General features: G+C 72.7%; 16 protein-coding genes. 5 read left to right on the top strand and 11 right to left on the bottom strand.

The features are described 5' to 3' along the window. The first annotated feature begins 110 nt into the window (after nucleotides 1–110). The 5 genes from ACFYV1_RS21165 to ACFYV1_RS21145 all read left to right on the top strand — a co-directional run bounded on the left by ACFYV1_RS21165 (nucleotide 111) and on the right by ACFYV1_RS21145 (nucleotide 5,391). Complete coding sequence (locus ACFYV1_RS21165) at nucleotides 111–566, top strand: single-stranded DNA-binding protein (RefSeq protein WP_389397058.1); 456 nt, start codon at nucleotides 111–113, stop codon at nucleotides 564–566. A gap of 331 nt (nucleotides 567–897) precedes the next feature. Then, nucleotides 898–2,253, top strand: coding sequence for an LAETG motif-containing sortase-dependent surface protein (locus tag ACFYV1_RS21160; RefSeq protein WP_389397057.1), 1,356 nt, complete (start codon nucleotides 898–900; stop codon nucleotides 2,251–2,253). Nucleotides 2,254–2,603: 350 nt separating this feature from the next. Next, nucleotides 2,604–4,268: an energy-dependent translational throttle protein EttA gene (gene ettA / locus ACFYV1_RS21155; protein ID WP_389397056.1), complete on the top strand. Its 1,665-nt coding sequence runs from the start codon at nucleotides 2,604–2,606 to the stop codon at nucleotides 4,266–4,268. An 8-nt stretch (nucleotides 4,269–4,276) separates the two neighbouring features. Continuing rightward, a complete protein-coding gene (locus tag ACFYV1_RS21150) occupies nucleotides 4,277–4,717 on the top strand; it encodes an acyl-CoA thioesterase (protein WP_389397055.1) in 441 nt (146 codons plus the stop codon). An 8-nt stretch (nucleotides 4,718–4,725) separates the two neighbouring features. Further along, nucleotides 4,726–5,391 (top strand): hypothetical protein, encoded by a 666-nt coding sequence (locus tag ACFYV1_RS21145; RefSeq protein WP_389397054.1) that lies wholly within the window; start codon nucleotides 4,726–4,728, stop codon nucleotides 5,389–5,391. A gap of 460 nt (nucleotides 5,392–5,851) precedes the next feature. Here the strand turns inward: ACFYV1_RS21145 and ACFYV1_RS21140 are convergent, their stop codons facing one another. The 11 genes from ACFYV1_RS21140 to ACFYV1_RS21090 all read right to left on the bottom strand — a co-directional run bounded on the left by ACFYV1_RS21140 (nucleotide 5,852) and on the right by ACFYV1_RS21090 (nucleotide 24,784). Further along, the gene (locus ACFYV1_RS21140; protein WP_389397053.1) at nucleotides 5,852–6,799 is read right to left on the bottom strand and encodes an ABC transporter ATP-binding protein; all 948 of its coding nucleotides are present in this window, start codon (nucleotides 6,797–6,799) and stop codon (nucleotides 5,852–5,854) included. Next, complete coding sequence (locus ACFYV1_RS21135; RefSeq protein WP_389397052.1) at nucleotides 6,796–9,600, bottom strand: FtsX-like permease family protein; 2,805 nt, start codon at nucleotides 9,598–9,600, stop codon at nucleotides 6,796–6,798. Before ACFYV1_RS21135 ends, ACFYV1_RS21140 begins: the two co-directional genes overlap by 4 nt. Further along, a complete protein-coding gene (locus ACFYV1_RS21130) occupies nucleotides 9,600–12,992 on the bottom strand; it encodes an FtsX-like permease family protein (RefSeq protein WP_389397051.1) in 3,393 nt (1,130 codons plus the stop codon). The genes ACFYV1_RS21135 and ACFYV1_RS21130 overlap by 1 nt, the downstream gene beginning before the upstream one ends. Before the next feature lie 204 nt (nucleotides 12,993–13,196). After that, nucleotides 13,197–13,601 (bottom strand): globin, encoded by a 405-nt coding sequence (locus ACFYV1_RS21125; protein WP_389397050.1) that lies wholly within the window; start codon nucleotides 13,599–13,601, stop codon nucleotides 13,197–13,199. 182 nt (nucleotides 13,602–13,783) lie between these two features. Beyond that, a complete protein-coding gene (locus ACFYV1_RS21120; RefSeq protein WP_389397049.1) occupies nucleotides 13,784–15,103 on the bottom strand; it encodes an FHA domain-containing protein in 1,320 nt (439 codons plus the stop codon). 61 nt (nucleotides 15,104–15,164) lie between these two features. Further along, the gene (locus ACFYV1_RS21115; RefSeq protein WP_389397048.1) at nucleotides 15,165–16,523 is read right to left on the bottom strand and encodes a VWA domain-containing protein; all 1,359 of its coding nucleotides are present in this window, start codon (nucleotides 16,521–16,523) and stop codon (nucleotides 15,165–15,167) included. A 251-nt stretch (nucleotides 16,524–16,774) separates the two neighbouring features. After that, nucleotides 16,775–18,274 carry a protein phosphatase 2C domain-containing protein gene (locus tag ACFYV1_RS21110; RefSeq protein WP_389397047.1) on the bottom strand — a complete coding sequence of 500 codons (1,500 nt, stop codon included), beginning with the start codon at nucleotides 18,272–18,274 and terminating at the stop codon, nucleotides 16,775–16,777. A gap of 3 nt (nucleotides 18,275–18,277) precedes the next feature. After that, nucleotides 18,278–20,941 carry a tetratricopeptide repeat protein gene (locus tag ACFYV1_RS21105; protein WP_389397046.1) on the bottom strand — a complete coding sequence of 888 codons (2,664 nt, stop codon included), beginning with the start codon at nucleotides 20,939–20,941 and terminating at the stop codon, nucleotides 18,278–18,280. Continuing rightward, nucleotides 20,938–22,281, bottom strand: coding sequence for a hypothetical protein (locus tag ACFYV1_RS21100; protein ID WP_389397045.1), 1,344 nt, complete (start codon nucleotides 22,279–22,281; stop codon nucleotides 20,938–20,940). Before ACFYV1_RS21100 ends, ACFYV1_RS21105 begins: the two co-directional genes overlap by 4 nt. Nucleotides 22,282–22,361: 80 nt before the next feature. Then, nucleotides 22,362–23,393 carry a glutamate ABC transporter substrate-binding protein gene (locus ACFYV1_RS21095; protein ID WP_389397044.1) on the bottom strand — a complete coding sequence of 344 codons (1,032 nt, stop codon included), beginning with the start codon at nucleotides 23,391–23,393 and terminating at the stop codon, nucleotides 22,362–22,364. Between the two features lie 11 nt (nucleotides 23,394–23,404). Continuing rightward, on the bottom strand, nucleotides 23,405–24,784 hold the full coding sequence (locus ACFYV1_RS21090; protein ID WP_389397043.1) for a hypothetical protein: 1,380 nt from the start codon (nucleotides 24,782–24,784) through the stop codon (nucleotides 23,405–23,407). Nucleotides 24,785–24,826 lie beyond the last annotated feature (42 nt).

Below are 24,826 nucleotides of genomic sequence, written 5' to 3'. Positions count from 1 at the left end.
CACAACGGTGGGTTCTTCCACAGGTGTCGGCGGGATCCTCCCGTCCGGTCCAGTATGGAGACCGGTCGAGGACGACCGGGTGAACACAACCGGACGGGGAGGTGACCGTCATGAACGACACCATGGTGACGGTGGTGGGGAATGTCGCCACGAATGTGGAGTACCGGGAGACCGCCACGGGAGGGATGGCGCGATTTCGCTTCGCGGTGCCGTCGCGGCGCTGGGACCGGGGCAGTGGCGGCTGGACGGACGGGCCGACGAGCTTCTACACGGTATTCGCGTGGCGGTCGCTCGCCCAGAATCTGGCCGGTTCCGTCGCCGTGGGGGAACCGCTGGTCGTGCACGGCAGGTTGAAGGTGCGGGAGGAGGAGGCGGACGGCAGGCGCAGGACGTTCGTCGACATCGACGCGTTCGCGGCGGGCCATGATCTGACCCGCGGAACATCGGCGTTCCGGCGTGTGGTGAAGAGCAGGCCGGGGCTGACAGCGCGTCAGGGGGAAGGGGAGCCGCCGGCGGACAGTGCCGGGGGCGAGGCGACCAGGGCACCCGTTCTGGCCGCGTCCTGACGGGGGTTGGGGGAATCGGGTGTGATCGCGGCACGAGCGGATCAGGCCTGAAAAGGGGGTGATCAGGCGTGAACCGACCAGTTGGGGTAACGATTTCGAGTCGGAATGCTTATCTGATCGCATGACCGGGGATTGGGCTGCGCGCCGTCCATAGGATTCCCGCGTACTCACGGGGCACTTGAGTCTGCTGGCGAGACACCTCCCCCACACGTCTCACGTGAAAAGGTCTCGCCCGGAGGGGAATTCTGTGTTTGCTGTGTTCTCTGCGTCTGCCGTTCACAGGCGACGCGCTGCACGTCGTCTGGCCGCCACGGCGGTGGTCTCCGGTCTGATGGCCGCCGGGTCCATAGCCGGCGCCGGCGCCGCCGTCGCCGACGACGCCATTCAGCACCAGGGCGGTGCGGTCGCCACGCTCGACGGTTTGAAGAAGGACGCTTCCGGCCCGGTGGTGCTGCGCGCCGACGGCAAGGAGCAAAGGATCTCCGCGGGTCTCTTCGAGATGAGCGTCGTGGGGGGTGGCCTGCTGCAGACCTACTGCATCGACATCCACAACCCCACCCAGGACCGGGCGAAGTACGTCGAGACGCCGTGGGACCAGACCTCGCTGGGCAGCAACGATCAGGCGGGCAAGATCCGCTGGATCCTGCAGCACTCGTTCCCGCAGGTGAACGATTTCAGCGCGCTGGCCAAGAGCGCGGGTATCGAGGGCGCTGAGCTCAACGAGAAGAGCGCCGCGGTCGGCACCCAGGTCGCCATCTGGCGCTTCTCCGACGGCGCAGAGGTGGAGGCGGTCGACCCCGCCGCCGAGAAGCTCGCCGACTGGCTGGAGAAGTCGGCAACGGACGTCGAGGAGCCGAAGGCCTCGCTGACCCTCGAGCCGAACGCCGTCTCCGGCAAGCCGGGCGGTCGTCTCGGCCCGGTGACGGTCCGCACGGACGCCGGCGAGGTCACGGTGGCGCCGCCCGCCGACGCGGCCGTCAGCGGCATCAAGATCACGGACGAGGCCGGGAAGCCGGTCACCTCGGCCTCCAACGGCACCAAGCTGTACTTCGACGTTCCCGAGGACGCGGCGGAGGGCTCGGCCTCGCTGAGCGTCCAGGCGAGCACCTCGGTGCCGGTGGGCCGGGCGTTCGCCAGCGCCACCAAGAGCCAGACGCAGATCCTGGCCGGTTCCAGCCGGTCCACGGTCACCGCGGAGGCCACGGCGACCTGGGCGAAGCAGGGGGCCATCCCCTCGCTCTCCGCGAAGAAGAACTGCGCCAAGGGCGGCGTGGACATCACGGCCGGCAACAAGGGCGACGCCCCGTTCACCTTCTCGCTGGCAGGCGTCGAGCACACGATCCAGGCCGGCGAGTCCCGGACGGTGACGGTGCCGGTCGCCGAGGACCAGGCGTACGACTTCACGATCAACGGTCCCGGCGGGTTCAAGAAGAACTTCAAGGGTGTGCTCGACTGCAAGACGGCGAGCGTTCCGCAGGAGCCGGGCACCGAGGCCCCGTCCTCGCAGCCCAGCCCCGCCACCGCGGGTGGCACCTCTGCGGGCTCCGAGGGCCCCGAGGGCGACCTGGCCGCCACCGGCGGTTCCAGCGCCACGCCGATGATCGCGGGCATCGCGATCGCGCTCGTGCTGGTCGGCGGCGGCGCGGTCTTCTTCCTCCGTAAGAAGAAGACGGCGGCACAGCAGTGACCGCAGCGCTGCGCGCGGTGACAGTCCGCTGAACAGGGGCCCGGCACGGGGACGTGCCGGGCCCCTCTTCCGTGTCGGGCCTTTTCGGGTGCTCGCGTCTCGTGCCGGGCCGCTCGCAGCGCGCGGCGCCTCCCCGTCTCCGGCCGCGTGCCGTGTCCGCCGCGTACCGTGCCGGGCCGGGCCGCCGAGCCCACTGCGCCACGGCCGACGCGCCCACGGCGCCACGCCGACGCGCCCGGAGCACGGTCGCTGCCCGGTCACCAAAGGCCACGGACGCGGTTTCCGTCCAGGGGGCGGCGTACGGCAAGATGGGTGTATCTGCCCACCCACTTCCTGCCGGACGGTTTCTCTTGGCTGAGTACATCTACACGATGCGCAAGACGCGCAAGGCGCACGGCGACAAGGTCATCCTCGATGACGTGACGCTGAGCTTCCTGCCCGGTGCGAAGATCGGTGTGGTCGGCCCCAACGGCGCCGGTAAGTCCACCGTGCTGAAGATCATGGCCGGTCTGGAGCAGCCGTCGAACGGCGACGCGTTCCTGACGCCGGGCTTCAGCGTCGGCATCCTCATGCAGGAGCCGCAGCTGGACGAATCGAAGACCGTGCTGGAGAACGTCCAGGACGGCGCCGCCGAGATCATGGGCAAGCTCAAGCGCTTCAATGAGGTCGCCGAGCTCATGGCGACCGACTACTCGGACGCGCTCATGGAAGAGATGGGCAAGCTCCAGGAGGACCTGGACCACGCAAACGCGTGGGACCTCGACGCCCAGCTCGAGCAGGCCATGGACGCCCTGGGCTGCCCGCCCGGCGACTGGCCGGTCGTCAACCTGTCCGGTGGCGAGAAGCGCCGCGTCGCGCTCTGCAAGCTGCTGATCGAGGCGCCGGACCTGCTCCTCCTCGACGAGCCCACCAACCACCTCGACGCCGAGTCGGTGAACTGGCTCGAGCAGCACCTGTCGAAGTACGCGGGCGCCGTCGTCGCCGTCACTCACGACCGGTACTTCCTGAACAACGTCGCCGAGTGGATCCTCGAGCTCGACCGCGGCCGCGCGCTGCCCTACGAGGGCAACTACTCCACCTACCTCGACAAGAAGGCCGCGCGCCTCAAGGTCGAGGGCCGCAAGGACGAGAAGCGCGCCAAGCGGCTGAAGGAAGAGCTGGAGTGGGTCCGCTCCAACGCCAAGGGACGCCAGACCAAGTCCAAGGCGCGTCTCGCCCGGTACGAGGAGATGGCCGCCGAGGCGGAGAAGATGCGGAAGCTGGACTTCGAGGAGATCCAGATCCCGCCGGGCCCCCGGCTGGGTTCGGTCGTCGTCGAGGTCGAGAACCTCAGCAAGGCCTTCGGCGACAAGGTCCTCATCGACGACCTGTCCTTCACGCTGCCGCGCAACGGCATCGTCGGCATCATCGGTCCGAACGGTGCGGGCAAGACCACGCTGTTCAAGATGATCCAGGGTCTGGAGGAGCCGGACGCCGGCAAGATCAAGATCGGTGACACGGTCAAGATCTCCTACGTCGACCAGAGCCGCGCCAACATCGACCCCAAGAAGACTCTGTGGGCCGTCGTCTCCGACGAGTTGGACTACATCAACGTCGGCCAGGTCGAAATGCCGTCCCGCGCGTACGTCAGCGCCTTCGGCTTCAAGGGCCCGGACCAGCAGAAGCCGGCCGGTGTCCTGTCCGGTGGTGAGCGCAACCGCCTCAACCTGGCGCTGACGCTCAAGGAGGGCGGCAACCTGCTGCTCCTCGACGAGCCCACCAACGACCTCGACGTCGAGACGCTGTCCTCCCTGGAGAACGCGCTGCTCGAGTTCCCCGGCGCGGCCGTGGTCATCTCCCACGACCGCTGGTTCCTCGACCGGGTCGCCACGCACATCCTGGCGTACGAGGGCGAATCCAAGTGGTACTGGTTCGAGGGCAACTTCGAGTCGTACGAGAAGAACAAGATCGAGCGTCTCGGCGCCGACGCGGCCCGTCCGCACCGCGCCACCTACAAGAAGCTCACCCGGGGCTGATGCCGCGTATGGCCCGTCACATCTACCGCTGCCCCCTGCGCTGGTCGGACATGGACGCCTTCGGGCACGTCAACAACGTGGTCTTCCTCCGGTACTTGGAGGAGGCCCGGATCGACTTCATGTTCCGGCTGGCGCCGGGGAACGGTTCGCCGTCCTTCTCCGGAGGCTCGGTGGTCGCACGTCACGAGATCGACTACGTGCGGCCGCTGGTCCACCGGCACGAGCCGGTCGTCATCGAGTCGTGGGTCACGAAGATCACCGCGGCGTCGCTGACCATCGCCTACGAGGTCAAGGAGGCCGACGACCCCACGCAGGTGTATGTGCGGGCCTCGACGGTGGTCGTACCGTTCAACCTCGAGGCGCAGCGGCCTCGGCGGATCACCGCCGAGGAGAAGTCGTTCCTCGAGAAATACCTCGACGACGCGGCCGAGGGCGCCCTCGCCGCATGACCGTGCCCATGCCTGTACCCGTGCGCAGTCTGCGTCTCGCCGACGCGAGGGAGGCGGAGGATCTCTCCGCCTTCCTCGCCCGGCTGATCCACTACGACCGCGCGGCGGCGGTCAGGCTGCAGGCGGGCAAAGGGGCGCTCGCGGTCTTCGGCCGTCCGCCGTCCTTCGAGGTCCTCGCGATCCGCACGGCGCGGCTCGCGGAGGGCGTCGAGCTGGACGTCACCGTCTCCGCGGGGGAGTTGCTCGATTCTCTGGGCGGCGGCGCGGACTTCGCCGTACCGGCGCCGGTCACCGGCCCGCCGTGGGCCGGTGTCCTCCCGCCGCGCGGCGGCTGGCAGGAAGTGCCGGGCCTTCCGGACGTGTCCGCCATGCGGGGCGCGGTGAGCGCGGCCGTCGCCGAGTTCCGCGCGCGTGACGAGGCGCTCCCGGTGGAGCGGCGCACCCGGGCGGAACGGGACCGCATCGGCCGCGAGATCTGGTCGCGCACGGTCGCCGGCACGGGCCTGCCGCTGCGTGCGGCACACGCGGCTCAGTCGCTCGGCTTCCTGCGGCCCGGTATGCCGGTGGCGCTGATGTCCGCCGGTACGTGGCTGAGGCTCCGTACCCCCTACGGGTCGATCGCCGTCCGCACGACTGGCCTGGGCGGTCTCTCCCTCACCCCGACGGGCCCCTAGGACCTCTCGTTCGGTTGCCGGGCCGGCGTGCCGCGGCACTCCTCCACAGCCTTCGGCGTGGGCGCCGCCGTGCCGCGTTGTCGTCGGTCGCCGACTCTCCTGTGCCCGGAGGGCACGGGAGGCGCCCCCTCCGTGAGGGCTCCTTCGTGCGGCTCGCGCCTGCACGCACAGGAACCTGCCCCACTCGCTCATCCGACCTGATCCGAACGAAAGACCCTGGGCCGGACAGGACGATGCCCTCCGACGGGCAGGGGTCGGCCCGTGCCCGTCGGATGTTCTCAGGGTGCCGGGCTGGATCCTTCTGCCGGTCATGGGACGTCGAGCCGCTCGACAGCGTCTCAAGCCGATGCCGATGCCGATGCCGACGCCGACGCCGATGCCGACGCCGTCGGCAAGCGCCCGCCCGCGGTCCGCCGGACCGGATCCGCCCACCGTGACAGAGCGGCGCCCAGGGCCCGGGTCAGGGCGTGTCGTCCGGCCAGACGCCGATGTGGTCCTGTTCGAGCTCCAGCAGCACGCGCTGCTCCATGCCCAGCGCCGCCGTGTAGTCGGCGGGCAGCTGGAGGCGGCCGGCCCGGTCCAGCATCGCGTACTCGCGGGCCACCACCGACTCCTGGCCCTCCGCGTCGACCTCCGTGCGCCGCAGCACCTCGGAGGACGTGCGGCCGTCCCGGATGGCCACGGTGCGCCGGACCTCGCCCGCGACCGCCTGGTCGTGGGTGACGATCACGATCGTCGTGCCCAGTTCCTCGTTGGCACGGCGGAAGGCGGCGAAGACCTGTTCGCCCGTCGCCGAGTCCAGTTCGCCCGTCGGCTCGTCCGCGAGCAGCACGGCGGGCGCGTTGGCGAGGGCGACGGCGATCGCCGTGCGCTGCTGCTGGCCGCCGGACATCTGCTGCGGACGCCGGTCGTGGCAGTCGGCGACGCCGAGCATGGTGAGGAGCTCCTGTACGCGCTCGGCCCTGCGACGCCGGCGATCGCGTGGGCCGCCCCGCAGCTGCATGGGCAGGGCGACGTTCTGCGCGGCGGTCAGGTACGGCAGCAGGTTGCGGGCGGTCTGCTGCCAGACGAAGCCGACGACCTCGCGCCGGTAGCGCAGCCGCGCCTTGGCGTCCATGGCGAGCAGGTCGCACCCCGCGACCCGAGCCGCGCCCGCGGAGGGGACGTCCAGCCCGGCGAGGATGTTCATCAGGGTCGACTTGCCGCTGCCTGACGCGCCGACGAGGGCCATCAGCTCACCCTCCTTGACGAGGAGGTCGAGCCCTTGGAGGGCCTGCACCTCCACACCGTCGGAGGCGAAGATCCGTACGAGACGGTCGCAGCTGATCAGCGCGTCGTGCCCGTACGAGGGCCGGTCGCGGTGGGCAGTGGCGCGTTCCTCCAGCTGCTCCAGGGTGGTGTCGGTCATCGCGTGTCTCCTGCCCTGAGTTCGGTGATCGATCCGCGCCGCCCCGCCCACCATGCCTGTACGGCGGCGACCGTTCCCGCGAGCAGCACCACCGCGGCGGCGGGGACCGCCAGGGACCACGGGTCGGCCCGCAGCGAGGCGCTGTCCACGGGGGCGACGCCCGGCGCGGCCGCCAGCGCCAGCTGGACCAGGTCGACTCCCGGCGCGAGGAGACGGATCGTGGCCCAGCCGACGAGTACGCCGCCCATCGCGGCGAGCAGCGCCTGCGGGAGCGCCTCGAGGCCGAGCAGCTGCCGGCCCTGCCGGGTGGTGAGACCCATCGTGCGCAGCCGGGCCAGCAGGGTGGTGCGCTCGGGCGCGGACTGAATGAGCGACAGCAGCAGGGCGAGAACGGCGTAGCCCGCGCCGGAGGCGATGGCGGCCGTGTAGATCCGTTCCGCGCCGGACTGCAGCGGCGAGTCGGTGAACGTCGCCCGCGCCTGTGCACGCAGCCGTACGTCGAGGACGTCGTCCACGCCGCCGACGGCCGCGCGGAGCGCCGTGGCGTCGATGCCGGAGCCCGTGGCCAGCAGCGCGGTCGGCGCGCGGTGGGTGAGCCGTGAGCCGTCGACGACGAGGAACTCCGCGGACGACACGGCCGGGGTCCGGGACCGTACGGCGGTGATCTCGACGGTGAAGGAACCTGCCATCGACTTGATCAGGTGCCGGCCCGTGCCGAGCCATTCGGCGACCCCGGGCGAGGCGACGGCGTGCAGTACGGGCCCGCTCGCCGAACCGTCCGCCGCCGGGGAGACCCTGAGCGCGTCGGCCGGGAAGCCGCCCAGCCCGAGGGAGCCGGCCAGCCGGGCGTACGCGCCGGGGTCGGCGCCGACGAGGGTGGCGGCCAGCGGGTCGGAACGCTGGGCCTGGTCGCGGGCGGGCAGATTGAGCGCGTGCTCGATCTGCACCGCTGTCACGTCCCGCACGCCGGGAACGTCCCGTACGGCCCGCTCCGCGTCCGCGGGCAGTGCCACCGCGTCGTTCGGCCCGGCGACCCGCGCGTCCGCGCCCGTCGCCAGCAGTGCCGCCCGGTCCCGGGCGTCGGCGACGCCCGCCAGTACCGAACCGCCGAACGCGGCCGTGGTGAGCGCGACCAGCAGGGCGAGCAGCGGCAGGGCACCGGCGGCGGACGAGCGCCCGGTGCGGGCGAGTGACAGGAACCCGACCGCGCCCCGCAGCCGGCCCGCGGGCCGCGCGGCCCAGCGCAGCGGCAGCGGGTACAGCCGTACCAGGACGAGCGCGGCGATCAGGCCGACCAGCACGGGCGCTGCGCTGACGAGATGGTCGGCGCCGTCGGAGGTGCCGCGCCGGCGCAGGGCCACGACCGCGCCCACGGCCAGTACCAGCAGGGTGAGTTCGGCGATCGTGCGGCGCTTGGACGGTCTGGCGAGCATCATGTCGTCGCGTTCCCCGGGCACGCGGGGCCTGCGGTGCTGCACCATGGCGCGCACCGGCAGCGCGGCGCATGCCGCGACGGCGACGGCGGCCGCGCCGATCACCGCGGGCCCGGTTCGCGCGTCGTCGACGACGAGAACCGCGAGAAGCAGGCCGACGGCCGCGGTGGGCAGGGCTACGACGGCGGTCTCGGCGAGCAGCCGACCGCCGATGCCGCTCAGCGAGCCGCCGCGCGAGCGCAGCAGGGCGAGTTCGGCCCGGCGCCGGGCCGCGAACAGCCCGCCCGTCATCGCCACCACGACGGCGGCGACGGTGCCGATTCCGACGGCCGCGACGGCGACGACCGGCGTGATGGCGTCACGCATCGTGGTGTAGGAGGCGAGGATGCCGTCCATGTCCGTGGTCAGCGAGGCGTTCTCGTCGACGGCGGACTTGATGCCGAGCAGCGCGGGTCCGCCTTCGAGGGACGCGATGCGCTCCGTGAGAGCGGGCACGTCCCGTGCGGTGAGCCGGCCGGTGTCGGGGGCGAAGCGCCAGTACGGCTGGGGTTCGCCGAGAGTGCCGAGCAGTGCCGGTGCCGCTTCGGGCGCGATGAGCAGGGAGGCGTTCCAGTAGACCGACGGCGGGCTGCTGCCGGGCTGGACGAGGAGACCCGGGGCGTTCAGCCGTGGGTCGGCGGACCAGTAGCCGCCCTGCGGGTCGCGGGGTTCCACGATGCCGGTGATCCGAACGGCGAGGACCGGCACCCCGGTGCTGCCCAGGTGCAGCACGGAGCCGATCCGGATGCCCAGCTTCTCCGCCGTCAGCACGGAGACCGCGGCCTCGATCTCCCGGGTCGCGGCGGTGACCTGACGGCCCGCCTGCGGGAGGCGGCCCCCACGCATGGTGGAGTGCCTGGCGAGCCGGCTCTGCGCCACGAGGGAGAACTCGGGCGATGCGCCCTGGGGACGCGGCAGCCAACGGTCCTGCCCCTCCAGGGGCTTGGCGGTCTCCACGCCGTACGCGGACTGTGCGGTGTCCACCCGCAGCGGCGCCGGCAGCAGCCCGGCGATCGCGTGATGGGCCTTCTCGAGACGGGCGGGGAGCAGCGACTTCTCCCTGGCGCTCTCCGGCAGTTCGAGCGGTGGCTGAGGCGTGCTCACCTCCAGCACGCTGCGGGACGCGGAGGCGTCGGCCAGGTCGTGCCTCAGACCGTGGTTCTCGTACGACTCGACGGCACGCGGGAACGCGGACGCGAGGAACGCGGTGAGCAGGACGAGCACACCGAACGCGAGCGCGGCACCGGGCGCCGTGCGCAGCCGGGTCCTGACCCAGGGTGCCACCGCACGATGCCGGCGTACTCCCGTCCTGTTGGAGCGCGGATTCATCAGTTGTCCCCCCGGTGGCGCAGAGTCACCGCGGGGTCCGCGCGACGCAGGGCGATGACGGCGACGATCAGAAGCGGCAGCGCGGCCACGCCCGCGAGGAGCAGGCCCACCTGGTTCACCGGCAGTTCGACCAGCACCTGCGGTACGGGCTTGGCGGCCTGCCCGGTCAGGACGATCAGCGGTACGACCGCCCGCGTCAGCACGGCGCCCAGGGCGAGGCCCACCAGCAGCGCGATGCCGATCAGGATGCCCTGCTCGGCGGCGACCAGCCGGGCCAGCCGGCGGCGCGGTGCGCCGAGGGCGCGCAGTACGGCGAGTTCGGCGGATCGTTCCCGCAGCGAACCGGCCGCGCTGACGGCGAAGCCGACCGCGGCGAGCGCGGCCGCGGCGACGGCCACCGCCATCAGAGCGGAGCGGGGACCTGCGCCGAGCGGGTCGCCCAGCAACTCGTCGGCGGCCTCGTCCCGTACGAGCACCTGCCCCGGCACGGCGTCGGGCCGCTGGCGAAGGGCCCGGGCGACCTCGTCGGCCTTGCCCGGTTCGGTGCTCAGCCACCACTCCGTGGGCTTGAGCGACGAGTCTCCCCGGGCGGCGAGCGCCGTGTTGACCATGGGCAGGTCGAGCAGGAGGGCTCCACCGTCGGTGTCCTGCTGCCCGCCTTCCTCCCCGCCTGCCGTCCGGTCACCGGGCGCGGTCGCCACCCCGGCGGCCGCTGAGCCCGGTCCGGTCGTGGGCAGGTGCCGCGCCGTGCCCACGATCTCGACCCGCAGGGCCTCGCCCGCCACTGTCACGTCGATGGTGTCGCCGCGCCGGGCGCCCGACGCGCGGAGGAACTCGTCCGTGGCCACAGCCGTGAGCCGCTGCTTCGGCGGGGCCGGGCGGGCCGCTGTGACGCTGACGCTGAACTGGGAAGGGACGTATCCGCCCCACCTGTCGGTCGCCATGGGGTCGGGGCCGATGACGTGGTCGAGGGTGAGCGGCTGCCCGCCGAAGACGGCGGGGCGGAGCGGCTTCGGCGTACGGGGCACCCCGTCCTCGGTCTGGATGTAGCTCCCCTCCCAGCGCAGGCCCGCCTGCGGCGTGACCAGACGCGTGGCGCCCGCCGCGTCGGCGGTCCGCAGCCGCTCCAGGGCGAGGCGCCGCGGCAGGGCGGGCCCGGCGGGGACCTCGCCGTCGAGCCGCAGGCCGGTCAGGGCCAGCGGACCGGCGGGGGCCGCATGACCGTCGGAAGAGGTCTCGTCGAGGTCGAGGGTCACCGAGTGCGCGCGGCCGTCCGCCGCCACAGTGCCGGCGGACATCCGGTACGTGAGGCCGTAACGGTCCTCCAGCATCAGGGTGACCTGCGACGCGAGCTGCGCGGAGGCCTCGTCGGTGGGTGTCTTCGTGCCGGTGATCCGCAGGTCGAGGGTGAGGCGCCGTGCGTCGTCGGGCAGCATCAGCCCGGCGCGGGCGGTCTTCGCGGCGGAGCCGGTCCCGAGCAGGGCGCCGGGCGGCTCGTCGGCGAGGTCGTCCCTCAGCAGGAGCTGCTGCTCGGCCCGTGCGGTGTCGAGCACGAGCACGGTCGCCGTCCGGTTCCCGGAAAGACTCAGGGGCGCGCGGTGCGCGGGAGCGGCCTCGCGCACTCCGGGGACGGCCGCGTACTGGCCGACGTCTCCGGGCCGGCCCGTGCTGCTGTCCGTCACCCGCACCGACGCGCCCGCCCTGAAGTCGGCCTGGTCGCTCTGCGACCGGTCCCACGAGGCGCTCTGCCCGATCGCCAGCATGCCCATCGCCACCGCGAGCACCAGCAGCAGCACCGGGCCCGCGCCGCGCAGCGGGCGGCGGCTGAACTGCCATCCCGCGAGGGCGGCCGGCAGTCCGCGGCCGCCGGCGGCACGTCGTTCGGCGAGCCGTGCCGCCGGCGGCAGCAGACGCAGGGTCAGGACGGTACCGGCCAGAAGTGCCAGTGCGGGTGCGGCGACGAGCAGCGGGTCGATGCCCAGATCGCCCTCGCGGTCGCCGCTGAGCGCGCCGCTGCCGCCCGCCCCGGTCTGCCGGTCCAACTGCCAGTAGGCGACCGCCGCGACGGCCAGCAGCCCCACGTCGGCCCCGGCCCGTACCGGGGCGGGAAGCGGTCGGCCGCGGGCGGGCCGCAGCCGCAGCGCACCGGCCGTCGCGGCCAGCGCGGGAGCCACCACCGCCGCCGCGCAGCACACCGCGACCGCCGCGGCCACCAGCCAGACCTGCGCCGTCGGGGCGTCGCCCAGCCGCAGGCCGCTCCTGGCCAGGGTGGAGTGCTCGGCCAGCAGACGGGTCAGCGGGCCGGACAGCAGCGGCGCGCAGAGCGCCGCGGGAAGGGCGAGCAGCAGTGCCTCGAGGGCGGCGAGCGAGACGATGCGCCGACGCGACGCGCCACGGGCACGGAGAAGGTCGGTCTCGCCGCTCCGCTCCGTGCTGAGCAGCCGGGCCACCAGCAGCAGCGCGTACGCGGCGAGCAGCACCAGCTGCACGGCGACGATCACCAGCGTGGAACGGGCGACCAGCAGCGCCCGCTCGCTCTGGGCGAGCACGGTGGGCAGCGACGTCGTCACGGTCGCGCCACCCGCGAACGCCGGGTCCTTGCCGAGGGCCTCGGGGCCGCTCGTGGCCGTGTCGCGCAGGGCGCCGATGCGGTCGGTGGTGACGCCGCCGAAGTCGGCGCGCGCCAGCCACGCCGTACTGCCGGCGGCGACACGGCCGGAGGCGAGGACGGTCGGGTCGGCGAGCAGCGGGCCGTACGTGGTGAACACGACGGTCCGCACGCCACGGCCGCCGAGGCTGTCGAGCTGCCAGTACGGCTCCGTGGCGTCCGACGGCCGGTAGAAGCCGGTCACCCGGACCGTCAGCGGCTTGTCGGTCAGCCGGTCGGTGAGGGTCAGGCGCGCGCCGGCCGTCAGCCCCAGCTGTTTCGCGGCGGTCTCGGGCAGCGCGACCGGTACGACTCCGTCGGCGGCGGGCCCCGGCAGCGAACCGGACAGCATCGTGACGCGGCTCCGGTCGAGGGCGGCGAAGTGGGTGAGGTCCGGCTCGCCCTTGCGGGCCTCGGGGTCCTGGAGCGAACGGGGCAGTGCGTACGGCCCGGAGCGCTCCAGCCTGCGCACGGTCACCGGAAGCCCGTCGAAGGACTGCCTGGCGCCGCGGACCACTGCTTCCTCAGCCGCCCGGCGCCGCTCCTGGGGGACCTGGGCGGTCACGGTCAGCGCCGCGGCGGCGGCGTCCCGGCCTCCCAGCGTGTGCCGCAGCGCGGCGTCACCCACGGACCCGGAGAACGCGGCGAGCGAGGCGAGCACACAGGTGGTGAGAAGCACAGCCAGCAGGGCTGCGGCGAGCAGCAGCCGGTGCGCTCTGACGCGCAGTAGTACGAACCCCGTCACCCGTCCCCCACCCAGCAGTCCCCCCGGCGTCCCCCGACGTCGGTCGTTCCCGGATGCTTTCAGAGGACACGGGTTCGTGGAAACCGCTTACGACGGGACCTTGACCCGATCGTGACCGTTATCCGGCGACGGATTCCCGGATTCCGCTCCAGAAGGCGGGGCGGAAGGGCCGGGGTGGGAGCCGGGGGCGGTGCCCCGGCACGCTCAGTCGGGTGTGTTCACCATCGAGGCGGCGGCGTACGTCAGGTAGTCCCACAGTTGCCGCTCGTGCTCCTCGGCGAGGCCCAGGCCGTCCAGCGCCGCGCGCATGTGCTTCAGCCATGCGTCGTGCGCGGCCCTGTCGACGGTGAACGGTACGTGGCGCATCCGGAGCCGGGGGTGCCCGCGGTTCTCGCTGTAGGTGCGCGGCCCGCCCCAGTACTGCATCAGGAACAGGGCGAGGCGTTCCTCCGCCGGGCCCAGGTCCTCCTCCGGGTACATCGGCCGCAGCAACGGGTCCTCTGCGACGCCCTCGTAGAAGCGGTGGACGAGGCGCCGGAAGGTCTCCTCGCCGCCGACCTGCTCGTAGAAGGTCTGCTCCTGAAGCGTGCCGCGCGGAATCTCATTCACGCCCCCATGCTCTCAGACCGACCGGCCGAGTACGGAGGGCTTGGGACCCGTTCCCTCACTCGGCCCGGAGGCTCGCACAGGGCACGGGCGAGCAGGACCGTCCGGCGGTTGAACGACAGGGGTCCGCGCCACGTATCAATAAGCGTCGGCAGCGGGATCGCCGTCCGCCCCGGCGGTACCTCTCAGCCGCGGCGGACGGTGATCGTCGTCCAGGCGCCGACATGCACCCGGTCGCCGTCGTTCAACGGAACGGGGATGTACGGCTGGATCGGCTCCTCGGCGCCGTTGAGCGTGGTGCCGTTGGTGGAGTTCTGGTCGACGACCGCCCACGATCCGTCCGGCTGCTGCACCAGCACCGCGTGCTGGTGCGAGACACCCGGGTCCTCCGGGGGCACCGACAGGTCGATGTCGGGGGACTCGCCCGTCGACTGCCGGCGGCGGCCGATGGTGATCTGGCCTCCCGTGAGCGGCAGCTGCTGCTCGGGGGAGAACGCGGGCAGGTTGAGCCCCGTGGCCTCGGGACCGCTGCGCTGCATCATTGCCATGAAGTACTGGCGGTCCGGTCCGATCACCGCCGTCCAGCCCGCCGGGGCGGCCTGGTGTCCGGGCGGCTGCTGCTGACCGGGGTGCGAACCCTGCATGCCGGGGCCGTGCTGGTGCTGGGGCGGTACCGACTGCTGCTGGAACGGCGGCGGACCCTGATGACCTTGCGGCCCCTGGTGACCTTGATGCCCCTGGTTCCCCTGGTTCCCCGGCGGAGGCGGGGGCGACTGAGTACGGGAGGGCGGGGACAGCATCCAGTCGTCGCCGCCCGTCTGCTGGGACTGCGGCGGCGCGGGCGGAGCCGACTGCTGCTGGAACGACGGCGGCGCCGGAGGCCCGGGCTGCTGCTGGAACGGGGGAGGCGCCGGCGGACCCTGCTGCTGGAACGAGGGCGGCGCGGGAGGTCCGGGCTGCTGCTGGAACGGAGGTGGCGGCGGCGGACCCCCCTGCGGCTGGAACGCCCCCGGCTGCTGCTGGTGAGCGGGCGGTTCCTGCCCCAGGGGCTCGGCGGGCCGGTTGATCTGCGACGGCCGCGAGCCCTGGTACTCGAAAGGATCACGCTGCGCGGGAGGCGGCGGCGGACCGTGCTGCGCGGGCGGGGCAGGAGGGCCCGGCTGTGCCGGCGGGCCCGGCGGCTGCGACTGGAAGCCCGGCGGGAGGTTCAGCCCGCCCTGCGGCTGCGGCGGTGCCAGCGGCGTGTACGACGTCGCCGTGTGCGTGAGGAAGTTGTACCGGCACTCCTCGCAGAACGGGGCCATGGCCTCGCGCGGGGTGCGGCACTGCGGGCACAACTCGGCCTGGGCCGTGGCGTTCGGGTCGCCCGGGCCGGGAAAGCCGTAGCCGGGGGGAGGCGGGGGCGGTACGGCGCCCGTGGGAGCGCCGGGAGGAGCCATGCGGTGGCCGCAGACCTCGCACCAGTCGTCGGAACCCGACTGGTGTCCGTTCGGGCAGGTCGGCATGTCGGCGCGTCCCCCTCTCCTTCATCCGGCCCGAGGGCCGCTCACTTCGTGTCCCTGCGTGCTACTTCTTGACGCGAACCGTCTTGGTGGAGCGCGTTTCGAGAGTCATCTCGTCCGCGTCCGCGACCTTCGCCTTCAGTCGCACAGTACCTGTCGCCACGTCCACGACGTCCACCACCTTCGAAAGCAGTTTCGCAGTGTCCTCGTTTCCGGAACGTGCCGCCAACTGCACCGCACGGCCCAGTTTCGCGGTCGCCCCGCCGAGGTCGCCGGCCTTCCGGGCCTCCAGACCCTGCTGGATCACCCGGGCCAGTTCCGCCTGGCCCGTGTAGTGCGCCACCTGCGGATTGATTGAGGTCGAGGCGGCCATGTCGTCCGTCCACACCGCCCGTACGAGGCCGTGCGAGAGCACCTCGGGAGCGCCGCCGCCCGTACCCGGGACGATCAGCGACACCCTCGCCGCCAGCATCTCCTGGCCGATCCCGGCCTCCGGCACCCGCACACATATGTGGTAGTCGCGGGACTCGTCGCCCCAGGAACCGGTCGGATAGTCACCGGCACGAGGGTTTGCCTCCGTACGCCGCCCGCTGAGGTCCTCGACGGCCGGCGCGACCTGCTTGACGAACCTGATGTCCACTCCGACCGGTGTCCACAGCCGCAGCGCCACGTCCGCGACCCCCTTGCCCATCGCGTTCTCCATCATCCGCGTGAAGTCCGCGGACAGACCGCTCGGGTCGGCGACGATGTCCGCCGTGCCGAGAAGGGCGGAGGCGATGCCTGTGACCTCTTTCACCTCCCAGTCGGTGCCCACGCCGCGGGCGTCACAGGTGAAGCGGCCGGTGCAGGAGGTTAGAGCGGCTCGCAGATCCTCCGGCGACTCGTGCTCGTTGCGTCCGTCGGTGAGCAGGATGCCGTGCCGGATCGCGAGGTCGGCGGAGGACAGCAGCCGGTCGGCCAGTCGGAGCCAGGTGCCGATCGCGGTGCCGCCGCCGGCCGCGAGCGCCCGCAGCGCGCCCTTCGCCTGGGCACGTGTCGTCGCGTCCGCGACGGCGAGCCGGCCGCCGCCCGGATAGACCTCGAGCGCCCTGTGGGTCCCCGCGACCACCGCGAAGGCGACGCCGTCGCGCAGGGTGTCGATCGCTGCCGCGGTCGCCTCCCTGGCGTTGCGCAGCTTCGTCGGCGGGTAGTCCATCGAGCCGGAGCAGTCGACCATGATCACCACACCGGCCGCGGGCACCTGCCCCGGCATGCCCGCGGGCGTGCCCGGCGCTTCCCGCGGCGGCACTCCGCCGGTGGTGCCACCCCCGGTGGAGGTGACCGTGACGATCGCGTTGACGTCTCGCCCGCCCTCCGGGAGGTATTCGTTCTGGTAGACCTCGACCGAGAACTGCGGCACCTGCGACTTGGAGAAAACGGCCATCTGATCGGCTCCTCGGGACTCCGCCTGGGCAGAGGGAAGTGGCCCCACGGGCAGGGGCCGACGGAAGCGGTAGGGGTCGGTTGCAGGTTGACGAGGTCGGCGACGGCGGTCGGTCACCGATGCCGATACCGGTGCCGATACCGATACCGATACCGGTGCCGATACCGGTGGTGACACTGGTGGCAGTGGTCGGTGCCGGCGGTCGGATCCGGCGACAGGTGCCAGGGCAGCAGGCGACGGCGGTCGGGTGGTCAGGCCATGTCGTAGGCCGATCCTGCCCCTTGCCGCGGCACCGCGAACGGCAGCACCGCCACTGTTACGTTGTCGTGGCCCCCGCCGTCGAGTGCGTGGCCCACCAGCACCTGCGCGCTGTGCAGCGGCCGCTCCGCGGCGTCCGCCGGGACCGCGAGGGCCATTTCCTCGGCGCCCTCCGCGTAGTTCCACAGGCCGTCCGTGCAGACCACCACCACGCCGGGACGATCCGGTTTGAACGCCGCGGTGTGCGGCTCCAGTTCGTACGCATCGGCACCGAGCCAGCCCGTGATGGCGTGGGCCCGCTCGTCCGCGTACGCCTCGGCCTCGTTCATCAGACCGGCCGCCACCATCTGCGCCGCCCAGGAGTCGTCCTCGGTGAGGCGGGCGGGCGGCCCGGAACGGTCGTCGGGAACCCAGTAGGCACGGCTGTCACCGACCCAGCCGACGATCAGCAGACCGCTCGCCGCGATCGCGCCGACGATCGTGCAGGCCGGCGCGTTCTGGTGGCGGTGAGGCTCGTCACCCTGCCCCGTCTCCGGTTGCACGGCCAGGGAGTTGACGGCTTCCGCGGCCGCGACGATCGCCTCGTGCATGGCCTGCTGCGGATGGGTGCCTCGGGGCAGTGCCTCCAGCAGCAGCTCGTTGGCCGCGCTCGCCGCGGCGGCCGACGCCTCGTCGGGCCGGGTCGCCGACGAGACACCGTCGCAGACCACGGCGACGACGGCCGGCGAGCCGTCGGGCAGCGCGGTGGAAGAGACGGCGAACGAGTCCTCGTTGCGGTGGTGGCGCAGGCCTCGGTCGCTGACCGCGGCGACGGCATCGAGTTCCTGCTCCATGTGGTCGCGCTCGCGGGGCTGGGCGTGACCGCAGTTCTCGCAGTAGCCGTCGGTGTCCACATGACCGGCCCGGCAGGCCACGCAGAGTTTGGCACCGGCCTGCCCGCCCGGTTCTGCGGGCCGGGCGGCTGCCACCCGGGGGTCGGCGGCGGGGTGCCCCGCCGCGGGCGCGGCCAGCTCGAAGTCCCCGGAGGGCGGGGTGTCGAACCGGACACCGTCCCCGCTCGGCCCGGCAGGGCTGCCGTCGGGTGCCGCGCCGTCGTCGGCGCGCTCATGGCCGTCGTGCGGCGCCGGACCCGGGGACGGGTGGCCGAGGTCACCGGCGGTCGGGGCGTGGGAGGGCCGCGGTGGTACGCCGGATTCCGCGGCGCCGGCGTGACCGGCGGCCGTCCCCGGGGCCAGGTCGCCGCCGTCTGAGTCGGTGCCGGGCACGTCGGCGGCACGCTGCGTCGGGGTGGGGGTGCCCCTGGTGTCCGTGCCGGTGGCCGCCGGCCACTCGACGGGGGTGCCGATGGCCACGGTCGGGCGGTCCTGCGGCACGGAGGCGGGAACGGCCGAGAGGTCGTACCCGCACGCCCCGCAGAACCGGTCACCCGGCTCCACGGGTTCGTCGCAGCCCGGGCACGTCGACCCGGCGGTCGGCTGGTGCTTCTGCGCCATCAATCACACCCACGTCCGGGGGCGGTAGCGGTTCGCCCGCTCCACCAGCTCTATCCGCTCCTCGCCGCGCTGGGCGAGCCGGGCGAGCACCCGGTAGGAGCGTTCCAGCCCGAAGCGCAGACCGCGTTCGTCCAGCGAGCTCCCGAGCAGTGTGCTCGCGGCCGGCGGAACGGACGGTCCGCTTCCGGGACTTCCGGAGAGTACCCAGTCCAGCGCCGTGCCGAGTACCTCTGTGGACAACTGCTCGCGCCGTACGGCGTCCAGTCCGAAGCCCTCGAGGGCCACCACCTGCGCGGCGGCCGCCGACAGGTCGTCCAGCAACGGCTCGTGCGCGGCGCGTCGCCGCAGTCTCGCCCGTACGGCGGCGACCCGCGCGGCCGTGTAGTGGATCGATGCCTCCGGCACCGACTCCAACGTCCGTACGGCACCGGGCCGGTCGCCCGCGGCGAGTTGGACTCGGGCGAGTCCGAACGCCGCGCCCACATGGCTCGGGTCGGTCGTCCACACGAGGCGGTAGTAGTCCGCCGCGTTGTCCAGCTGGCCGAGAACCTCCGCGCACAGCCCGAGGGCCAGCTTGGGCGCCGGCTCGCCGGGGAACGCGTCGTAGACCGCGTCGAAGGACAGTGCCGCGACCTCGAAGTCATGGGTCACCAGAGAGGTGACGCCCCGGTACCAGACCACCCGCCAGTCGTCGGGCTGGTACTTCTCCATGGTGGCGAGCGCCGTCGTCGCGGCGGTCAGGTCACCGGTCTCCAGACGGGCGCGCAGTTCGCGCAGCCGGGTCTCCGGCGAACTCGCGGCCGCCGCGCGCAGTGCCGCGATCAGCTCGGCGGGCGCCGACGCCGCCAGTCCGGCCAGGAAGCCCGCGTTCGGGTCGTTCGGATCCACGCGGGGCACCGGCAGTGCCAGCGAGGCCGCCCGCGCGTCGAGCACGGCGAGGTGGGCCGTGTGCGCCTGGCCCGGTGCTGCCGTGCCTGGCTGCGGCACGGCGGGCGTACGGGGCGCGGGGACCGCCGCGTACGGTGCGGGACCTGTGGGCGGCGGCGTGACGGGCTGCGGAGGGACGCGGCCGGCTACGGCTCCGAGGGCCGTGTTAGGCACGGTGTGCCCGTCAGGCCCTGTGCCGCTCGCTCTGCCGCTCCCTCTGCCACTCGCTCTGCCGGACGTCCTGCCGCGCATCGCGGCCCTGGCGCCCAGCCGGGACACGTCCCCGGACTGCTCGGCGAACAACTCCGTGTCCGTCACGCGCAGTTCCGGCCCGAAGAGCGTCGACACGGCCGGGCGCGGCCGGCCCGTGTGCATCGCGACGACCTCCCTGAGCACCCCGGTCAGCTGCTCGGCCATCTCCTGCGCGGAGGCGAACCGCCGTCCCGGGTCCGGGTCGGTGGCCCGCACCAGGAACCGGTAGAACGACTCGTAGGTCCGGAAGACCTCGATGTTCTCCGGGTCCGGCAGACAGTCCACGAACACGTTCGTGTAGCCCTGGAAATCGAAGGTCAGCACGGCCAGCGTCCGCGCCACCGTGTACAGGTCGGAGGCGACCGAGGGGCCGATGTCCGCGACCTCCGGGGCCTGGTAGCCCACCGTGCCGTAGATGGCGGACTCGTCGTCGTCCATCCTGCGGACCGCGCCCATGTCGATGAGCTTGAGCTGGTCCTGCTGCTGGATGGCGTTGTCGACCTTGAAGTCGCAGTACAGAAGGTTTCTGCTGTGCAGGTGCCCGAGCGCCTCCAGCGCCTCGATGCCGTACGCGCACGCCTGGTCGACCGGCAGCGGATCGCGCCGGCCGTCCGGGCCGCGTCTCCCGTTGGCGATCTCCTTGAGCGACTTGCCGCCGACGTACTCCATGACGATGTAGCCGTCGAGGGAGCCGGTGCGCTGGTCGAGGTGCTCGACGAAGTTGTAGATGCGGACGATGTTGGAGTGCTCGATCTCGGCGAGGAAGCGCCGCTCCGAGATGGCGGCCGCCATCGCGTCCTGATCGCCCGTGTCCAGCAGGCCCTTGAGCACCACCCACCGGTCGGAGACCGCGCGGTCCACGGCCAGGTAGACCCAGCCGAGACCGCCGTGCGCGAGGCAGCCCGCCACTTCGTACTGGCCGTGCACGATGTCGCCGCCGCTCAGCTTGGGCACGAACGAGTACGGGTGGCCGCACTTGGTGCAGAAGCCCTCCGTGCGTCCGGGCCGGTCGCCGCGTGCCCGTCCCACGGGAGCGCCGCAGTCGGAGCGGGAGCAGAACCGCTTGCGCTCGGGGACCTCGGGATTCGCCATGACGGCCGAGCGGGGATCCGGACGGGGAACGTCCGGTACGGTCACCAGCCCCGCGCCCAGCCGGTTGCGTGCCGATGAGCCCGAGGACGAGCCGGAACTGCGGACCGAGACCGACCGCGCCGATGTGCTGTTCCCGGTCAGCGACCGCGACAGCCGTCCGGAGACGGAGCGGCGCGAAGAAGCCGAACGCGACGAGGCCCGGGAGGAGCGTGAACTGCCGCGCGCGGACGAGGAGTCCCGCCCGCCGCCGGCGATGCCGGTGGGCGGCGAGGAGACCATGCCGGTCGGCGACACCACAGGGGCGAGGCCGCAGGTGCCGCAGTACAGCTCGCCGCCGCCCATGTCCTCGTACACGCCCTCGCAGCCGGGGCGCTGGCAGCTCTTGTTCTCGCTCATGATTCCCCCCTGCGGTCGGTGGGCCCCGACTCGGGCTCTTCCTGCCTGGGCGCCAGGACTTCGGCAGCGGCCTGCTGGTAGCGCAGAACCATCTGCTCGGCGGCGCGCAGATCGCAGGGCGCGCTCCACAGCATGCGGCGTGCCGCGTCGTACCGCTCGATCAGCAGCGGGTCCTCCGCCATGCCGTGCCGTGCGACCTTCGCCTTGTACGCGTCCAGGCGGCCCCGCAGCTCCGCACGGACGGCCAGCGGAGCGGTGACGGCTGTCAGCGAATCGCGTGCGCGCAGCAGTTCGTCCTCCGCCTCGTGTTCCAGGGAGTCGAGCAGTGGCGAGAGCCGGTGCCACTGGGCGTGCCGGCGGTACTCGGCTGCCGTGGAGAGCCGTTCCTGCAGCGCGGTCGGCGGGCCGCTCACGGCGGGGACCTCGGACGCGGCGATCTTCGCCAGCACCTCGCCTCGCGCCGCTCTCGCCTCCGACAGCGTCCGGTCGGCGCGGGAGAGCACGTCGCGCAGCCGCATCAGCCGCTCCTCCGAGTCCTGCCGGACCTGGAGCACCGCCTCGACCTCACGGCGCACGTCCTCCAGAGCACGCGCCGCCCGGTCGTAGCGGTCGGTGTCGGGCCGGCCGCCACCAGGGGCGGAACTGCCGGGCCCCGGGCGCCAGAAGGCGAGCGGGTCGGACACCACCTGATCGCGGAGGGTGGACAGCTCGTGGGTGATGGACTCCAGGTCGTCGCCCGAGGGGTGCTCGCCGGGCCGCACACCGACGGAGTGCGCCAGGGAACGGGTGCGCCGCAGCTCGGCGGAGAGCAGGTCGATACGGGCGGGCAGCGCCGACCACACCGCGTCGGCCGTGACCACCATGTCCAGGGACGACGCGTACAGCTCGTTCATCCTGGCGACGAGTTCCTGGAGGGTGAACTCCTCCGAGAGCTTGGCGGGCCCGGTGACCGGCGGAGCCGGCTGTGCGGCACGGCTCGGTACGGTGACACTGCGGCCGCGCAGCCGCTCGGTGAGTTCCGCCAGGTCCTCCCGGCTGGACCAGCGCCGCCGGGCACGGAGTTCACGGATGCCGGTCAGCGCTGCGGTGTACGCGTCGAAGTAGCTCCACAGCAGGATGATCTGCTGTTCGGCGGTGGCCCAGCGGTCCTTGGTGACGCCCGTCAGCTCCGCGCCTTCGAGCAGTCTTCGGCCCGCGTGGTCCTGCAGCGCCAGCAGCGAGGTCTCGACCGCCTCGTGCTCGGCACCGAGCCGTGCCAGCGCACGGTCCACCTCGTCCCGGTCCATCACCGGCCCGTGCGGTCTCCCCGCCGAGTCGGGGAAGGGTCCCGCGACGCCCATCGATCACCTCTCCCTTCGTCCGTACTGCCTGCGTCGTGCGAGTCGTGCAAGTCGTGCGAGTCGTGTGAGCCGCGTGCGGTCTAGTCCCGGTACTTGGGCTGCGGCGGCCCGGTGATCCCCGGCAGGTCGGCCGCGAGCCAGTCGTCGTACGCCTGCATCCAGGCGCTCCTGCGGTACTCGACCAGCACCTGATTGATCCGTCGCACGAGGTCGTCGTTGCCGAGCTTGGTGGCCACGCCGTAGTACTCGGTGGTGAAGGGCGCCTCGCCCTTGAGCTCCACCGCCGGGTCCTGGGCGGCCTGACCGGCCGCCAGGGCGTTGTCGGTGACGATCGCGTCCACCAGGCCGAGCTGGAGTCTGACGAGGCAGTCCAGCTGGTTGGGCACCGTGTACAGGTCCTCGTCGGCGGCCCCGCCGTCGTGCTCGTCCCGGTAGGTCGCGCCGAAACTGTTCCTCTCCAGCGCCTCGTACGCGGTCGAGCCCTCGGCGGAGCAGATCCGCTTGCCCTTGAGCGACGTGTCGTAGCCCGTGATCGTCGAGCTCTTGGGCGCGAGTACCTGCTGACCCGCCTGGAAGTAGGCGGTGGAGAAGGCCACCTGCTCGATGCGGCTGCAGCTGATGGTCATCGTGCGCACCACGATGTCCACCGTGCCGTTCTCGAGGGCCGGTATCCGCTGGTTCGTGGGTATCGCGCGGAAGATGACGGCGTCGCGGCTGCCGACGATGTCCTCGGCGATGGCGCGGGCGAGGTCGATGTCGAAGCCCTCGAGCCCGTCCCCGGCCGGATCACGATAGCCCCAGCGGTAGCTGTTCTGGTCGACGCCGACGATCAGCTTCCCGCGCTCCTTGATCGCGTCGATGTTCGGCCCTCCGGCGGTCGACGGCCTGAGGGAGGCCTCGGGGTTCTCGCAGGTGTCGGCCTCGGCGGTCACGGCAGAGGACACCTTCCCGCCGGTGCCGTGCGTCAGGGCGTCCGCGCCGCCCCGGGACAGCGGAAGCAGGGTCACGGCGGCGGTCAGCGCGCAGGCCGCCGCCATGGCCGCGACGCCGCCCCAGCCGCGTGCCCGGCGGGGAGCCCGCCGACCGCTCCGGCCGGCCTGGGTGTCCTTCATCGCTCCCCCTCTCACCGGTACTCCGAAAGCCTGCGGTTGATGCCGAGCACAGCGGCGGCCGCGCCCAGGACACCCAGCGCGGCGGCGCCCACCGGCAGCCCGGACAGTGCCCCGAGCCCGTCGTTCGCGGCGTCCTCGAACTCGCGCTGCTCGTGTGCCAGTGCCCGCTCCAGCGCCGCGTCCACCTTGTCGAAGGACTCGCCGGTGGAGCCCTTGGCGCCGATGACCTTGCGGAGCACGCCGTCGTAGTCACCGGCCTGGTCGGTCCTGACGACTTCCTTGTGGCGCTCCTGCCACTCGGCGGAACCCGCGACGGCGGCCTCGACCGGTCCACGGCCCGCGGCGTCGTCCGCCAGCCGCTGCGCCCGGTGCAGCTGCTCCCCGAGAGCCTTCATACCGGCGGTGTATTCCGTCTCGTACTTGTCGCTCTTGCCGTCGTTGGTCAGTACAGCGCCCCGCGCGATCACGGTGAGGTTCTCGTTGGCCCGGGCCTTCAGCGAATTGATCCGCGCGTCGCCCAGCACCTGGAGGGACTGCCGGCCGTGCACGCTCGCGTCGTGCAGCTGGGCCCGGGTGACCGTGTGGCCCACGGCGAGCCACAGCAGCAGGACCGTCGACGCCGCGGTCGCCGCGACCAGGCCGTGGTTGAAGACACGGTTCGTACGGCGGTAGTTGCGCCGCTGTGCCCACACCAGGGCGCCGATCGCCACCACACCGGTCACCGTCGACAGCACGGGCCGGAAGCGGGCGTCGTCGTCGTCCTGCTGGAGCCGTGCCGTCTCCGCCTCGTACAGCTTCTGGGCGGCGGGCAGCAGGTCCCGGGTCATCCGGTCGTTGGCGAAACGGAGGTAGGCGCCGCCCAGCGGCCGGCCCAGCCGGTTGTTTGCCCTGGCCGTCTCGACCAGGCCCGTGTACTGCGGCAGAGCCTCGTTGAGCCTGGCTATCTGACGGCCCGACTCGCTCGAACTGTCCGTGTGCGTCGCGGCCTTGATCAGCAGCCGGGACGCGAGCGCGATGTCCTTGTCGTACCTGTCGGCCACGGCGGGCGGTTCCTCCGCGCCGGCGAGGAAGCCGCTCGACGCGGTCGTGTCCGCGTCGGCGAGCGAGCGGTAGATCGAGGCGGCGTCGGCGCTGAGCGGTTGGCTGCGGTTCACCACATCGTCCGCGGCGGCCGCTCGGGAGGAGATCTCGAACGCCGTCACCGCGCCGAACGCCACCACCAGCGCCGCCAGGACGGCGCCGATGATCCGCAGCCGCCCCGGCTCGGTCGTCGCCGCGGCGCGCAGCCGCCGACGGCCCTCGGCCCAGGCCCCGCGTCCCGCGGGCGGACCGGCGGGCGCACGGGCCGGAGCCGGCTGAGGCGCTGTGCGCACATCGGGCGGGTGTGTCACGTGACCTCCCCCTTGGTCGCTGACGTCGGGCCCGCCCCCCGG

It is taken from the genome of Streptomyces sp. NPDC003023, from assembly GCF_042888225.1.
GTDB lineage: Bacteria > Actinomycetota > Actinomycetes > Streptomycetales > Streptomycetaceae > Streptomyces.
The sequence above is the reverse complement of the archived record's forward strand: the minus strand, read 5'-3'. Positions and strand labels throughout refer to the sequence as shown.

What these genes read in the sequence shown, in the direction of transcription:
- ACFYV1_RS21105 (WP_389397046.1), bottom strand. Translation starts at nt 20,941, where the DNA reads ATGAGCGAGAACAAGAGCTGCCAGCGCCCCGGCTGCGAGGGCGTGTAC.
- ACFYV1_RS21140 (WP_389397053.1), bottom strand. Translation starts at nt 6,799, where the DNA reads ATGACCGACACCACCCTGGAGCAGCTGGAGGAACGCGCCACTGCCCAC.
- ACFYV1_RS21095 (WP_389397044.1), bottom strand. Translation starts at nt 23,393, where the DNA reads ATGAAGGACACCCAGGCCGGCCGGAGCGGTCGGCGGGCTCCCCGCCGG.
- ACFYV1_RS21145 (WP_389397054.1), top strand. Translation starts at nt 4,726, where the DNA reads ATGCCTGTACCCGTGCGCAGTCTGCGTCTCGCCGACGCGAGGGAGGCG.
- ACFYV1_RS21165 (WP_389397058.1), top strand. Translation starts at nt 111, where the DNA reads ATGAACGACACCATGGTGACGGTGGTGGGGAATGTCGCCACGAATGTG.
- ACFYV1_RS21110 (WP_389397047.1), bottom strand. Translation starts at nt 18,274, where the DNA reads ATGGCGCAGAAGCACCAGCCGACCGCCGGGTCGACGTGCCCGGGCTGC.
- ACFYV1_RS21150 (WP_389397055.1), top strand. Translation starts at nt 4,277, where the DNA reads ATGGCCCGTCACATCTACCGCTGCCCCCTGCGCTGGTCGGACATGGAC.
- ACFYV1_RS21160 (WP_389397057.1), top strand. Translation starts at nt 898, where the DNA reads ATGGCCGCCGGGTCCATAGCCGGCGCCGGCGCCGCCGTCGCCGACGAC.
- ACFYV1_RS21100 (WP_389397045.1), bottom strand. Translation starts at nt 22,281, where the DNA reads ATGGGCGTCGCGGGACCCTTCCCCGACTCGGCGGGGAGACCGCACGGG.
- ACFYV1_RS21120 (WP_389397049.1), bottom strand. Translation starts at nt 15,103, where the DNA reads ATGCCGACCTGCCCGAACGGACACCAGTCGGGTTCCGACGACTGGTGC.
- ACFYV1_RS21135 (WP_389397052.1), bottom strand. Translation starts at nt 9,600, where the DNA reads ATGAATCCGCGCTCCAACAGGACGGGAGTACGCCGGCATCGTGCGGTG.
- ACFYV1_RS21115 (WP_389397048.1), bottom strand. Translation starts at nt 16,523, where the DNA reads ATGGCCGTTTTCTCCAAGTCGCAGGTGCCGCAGTTCTCGGTCGAGGTC.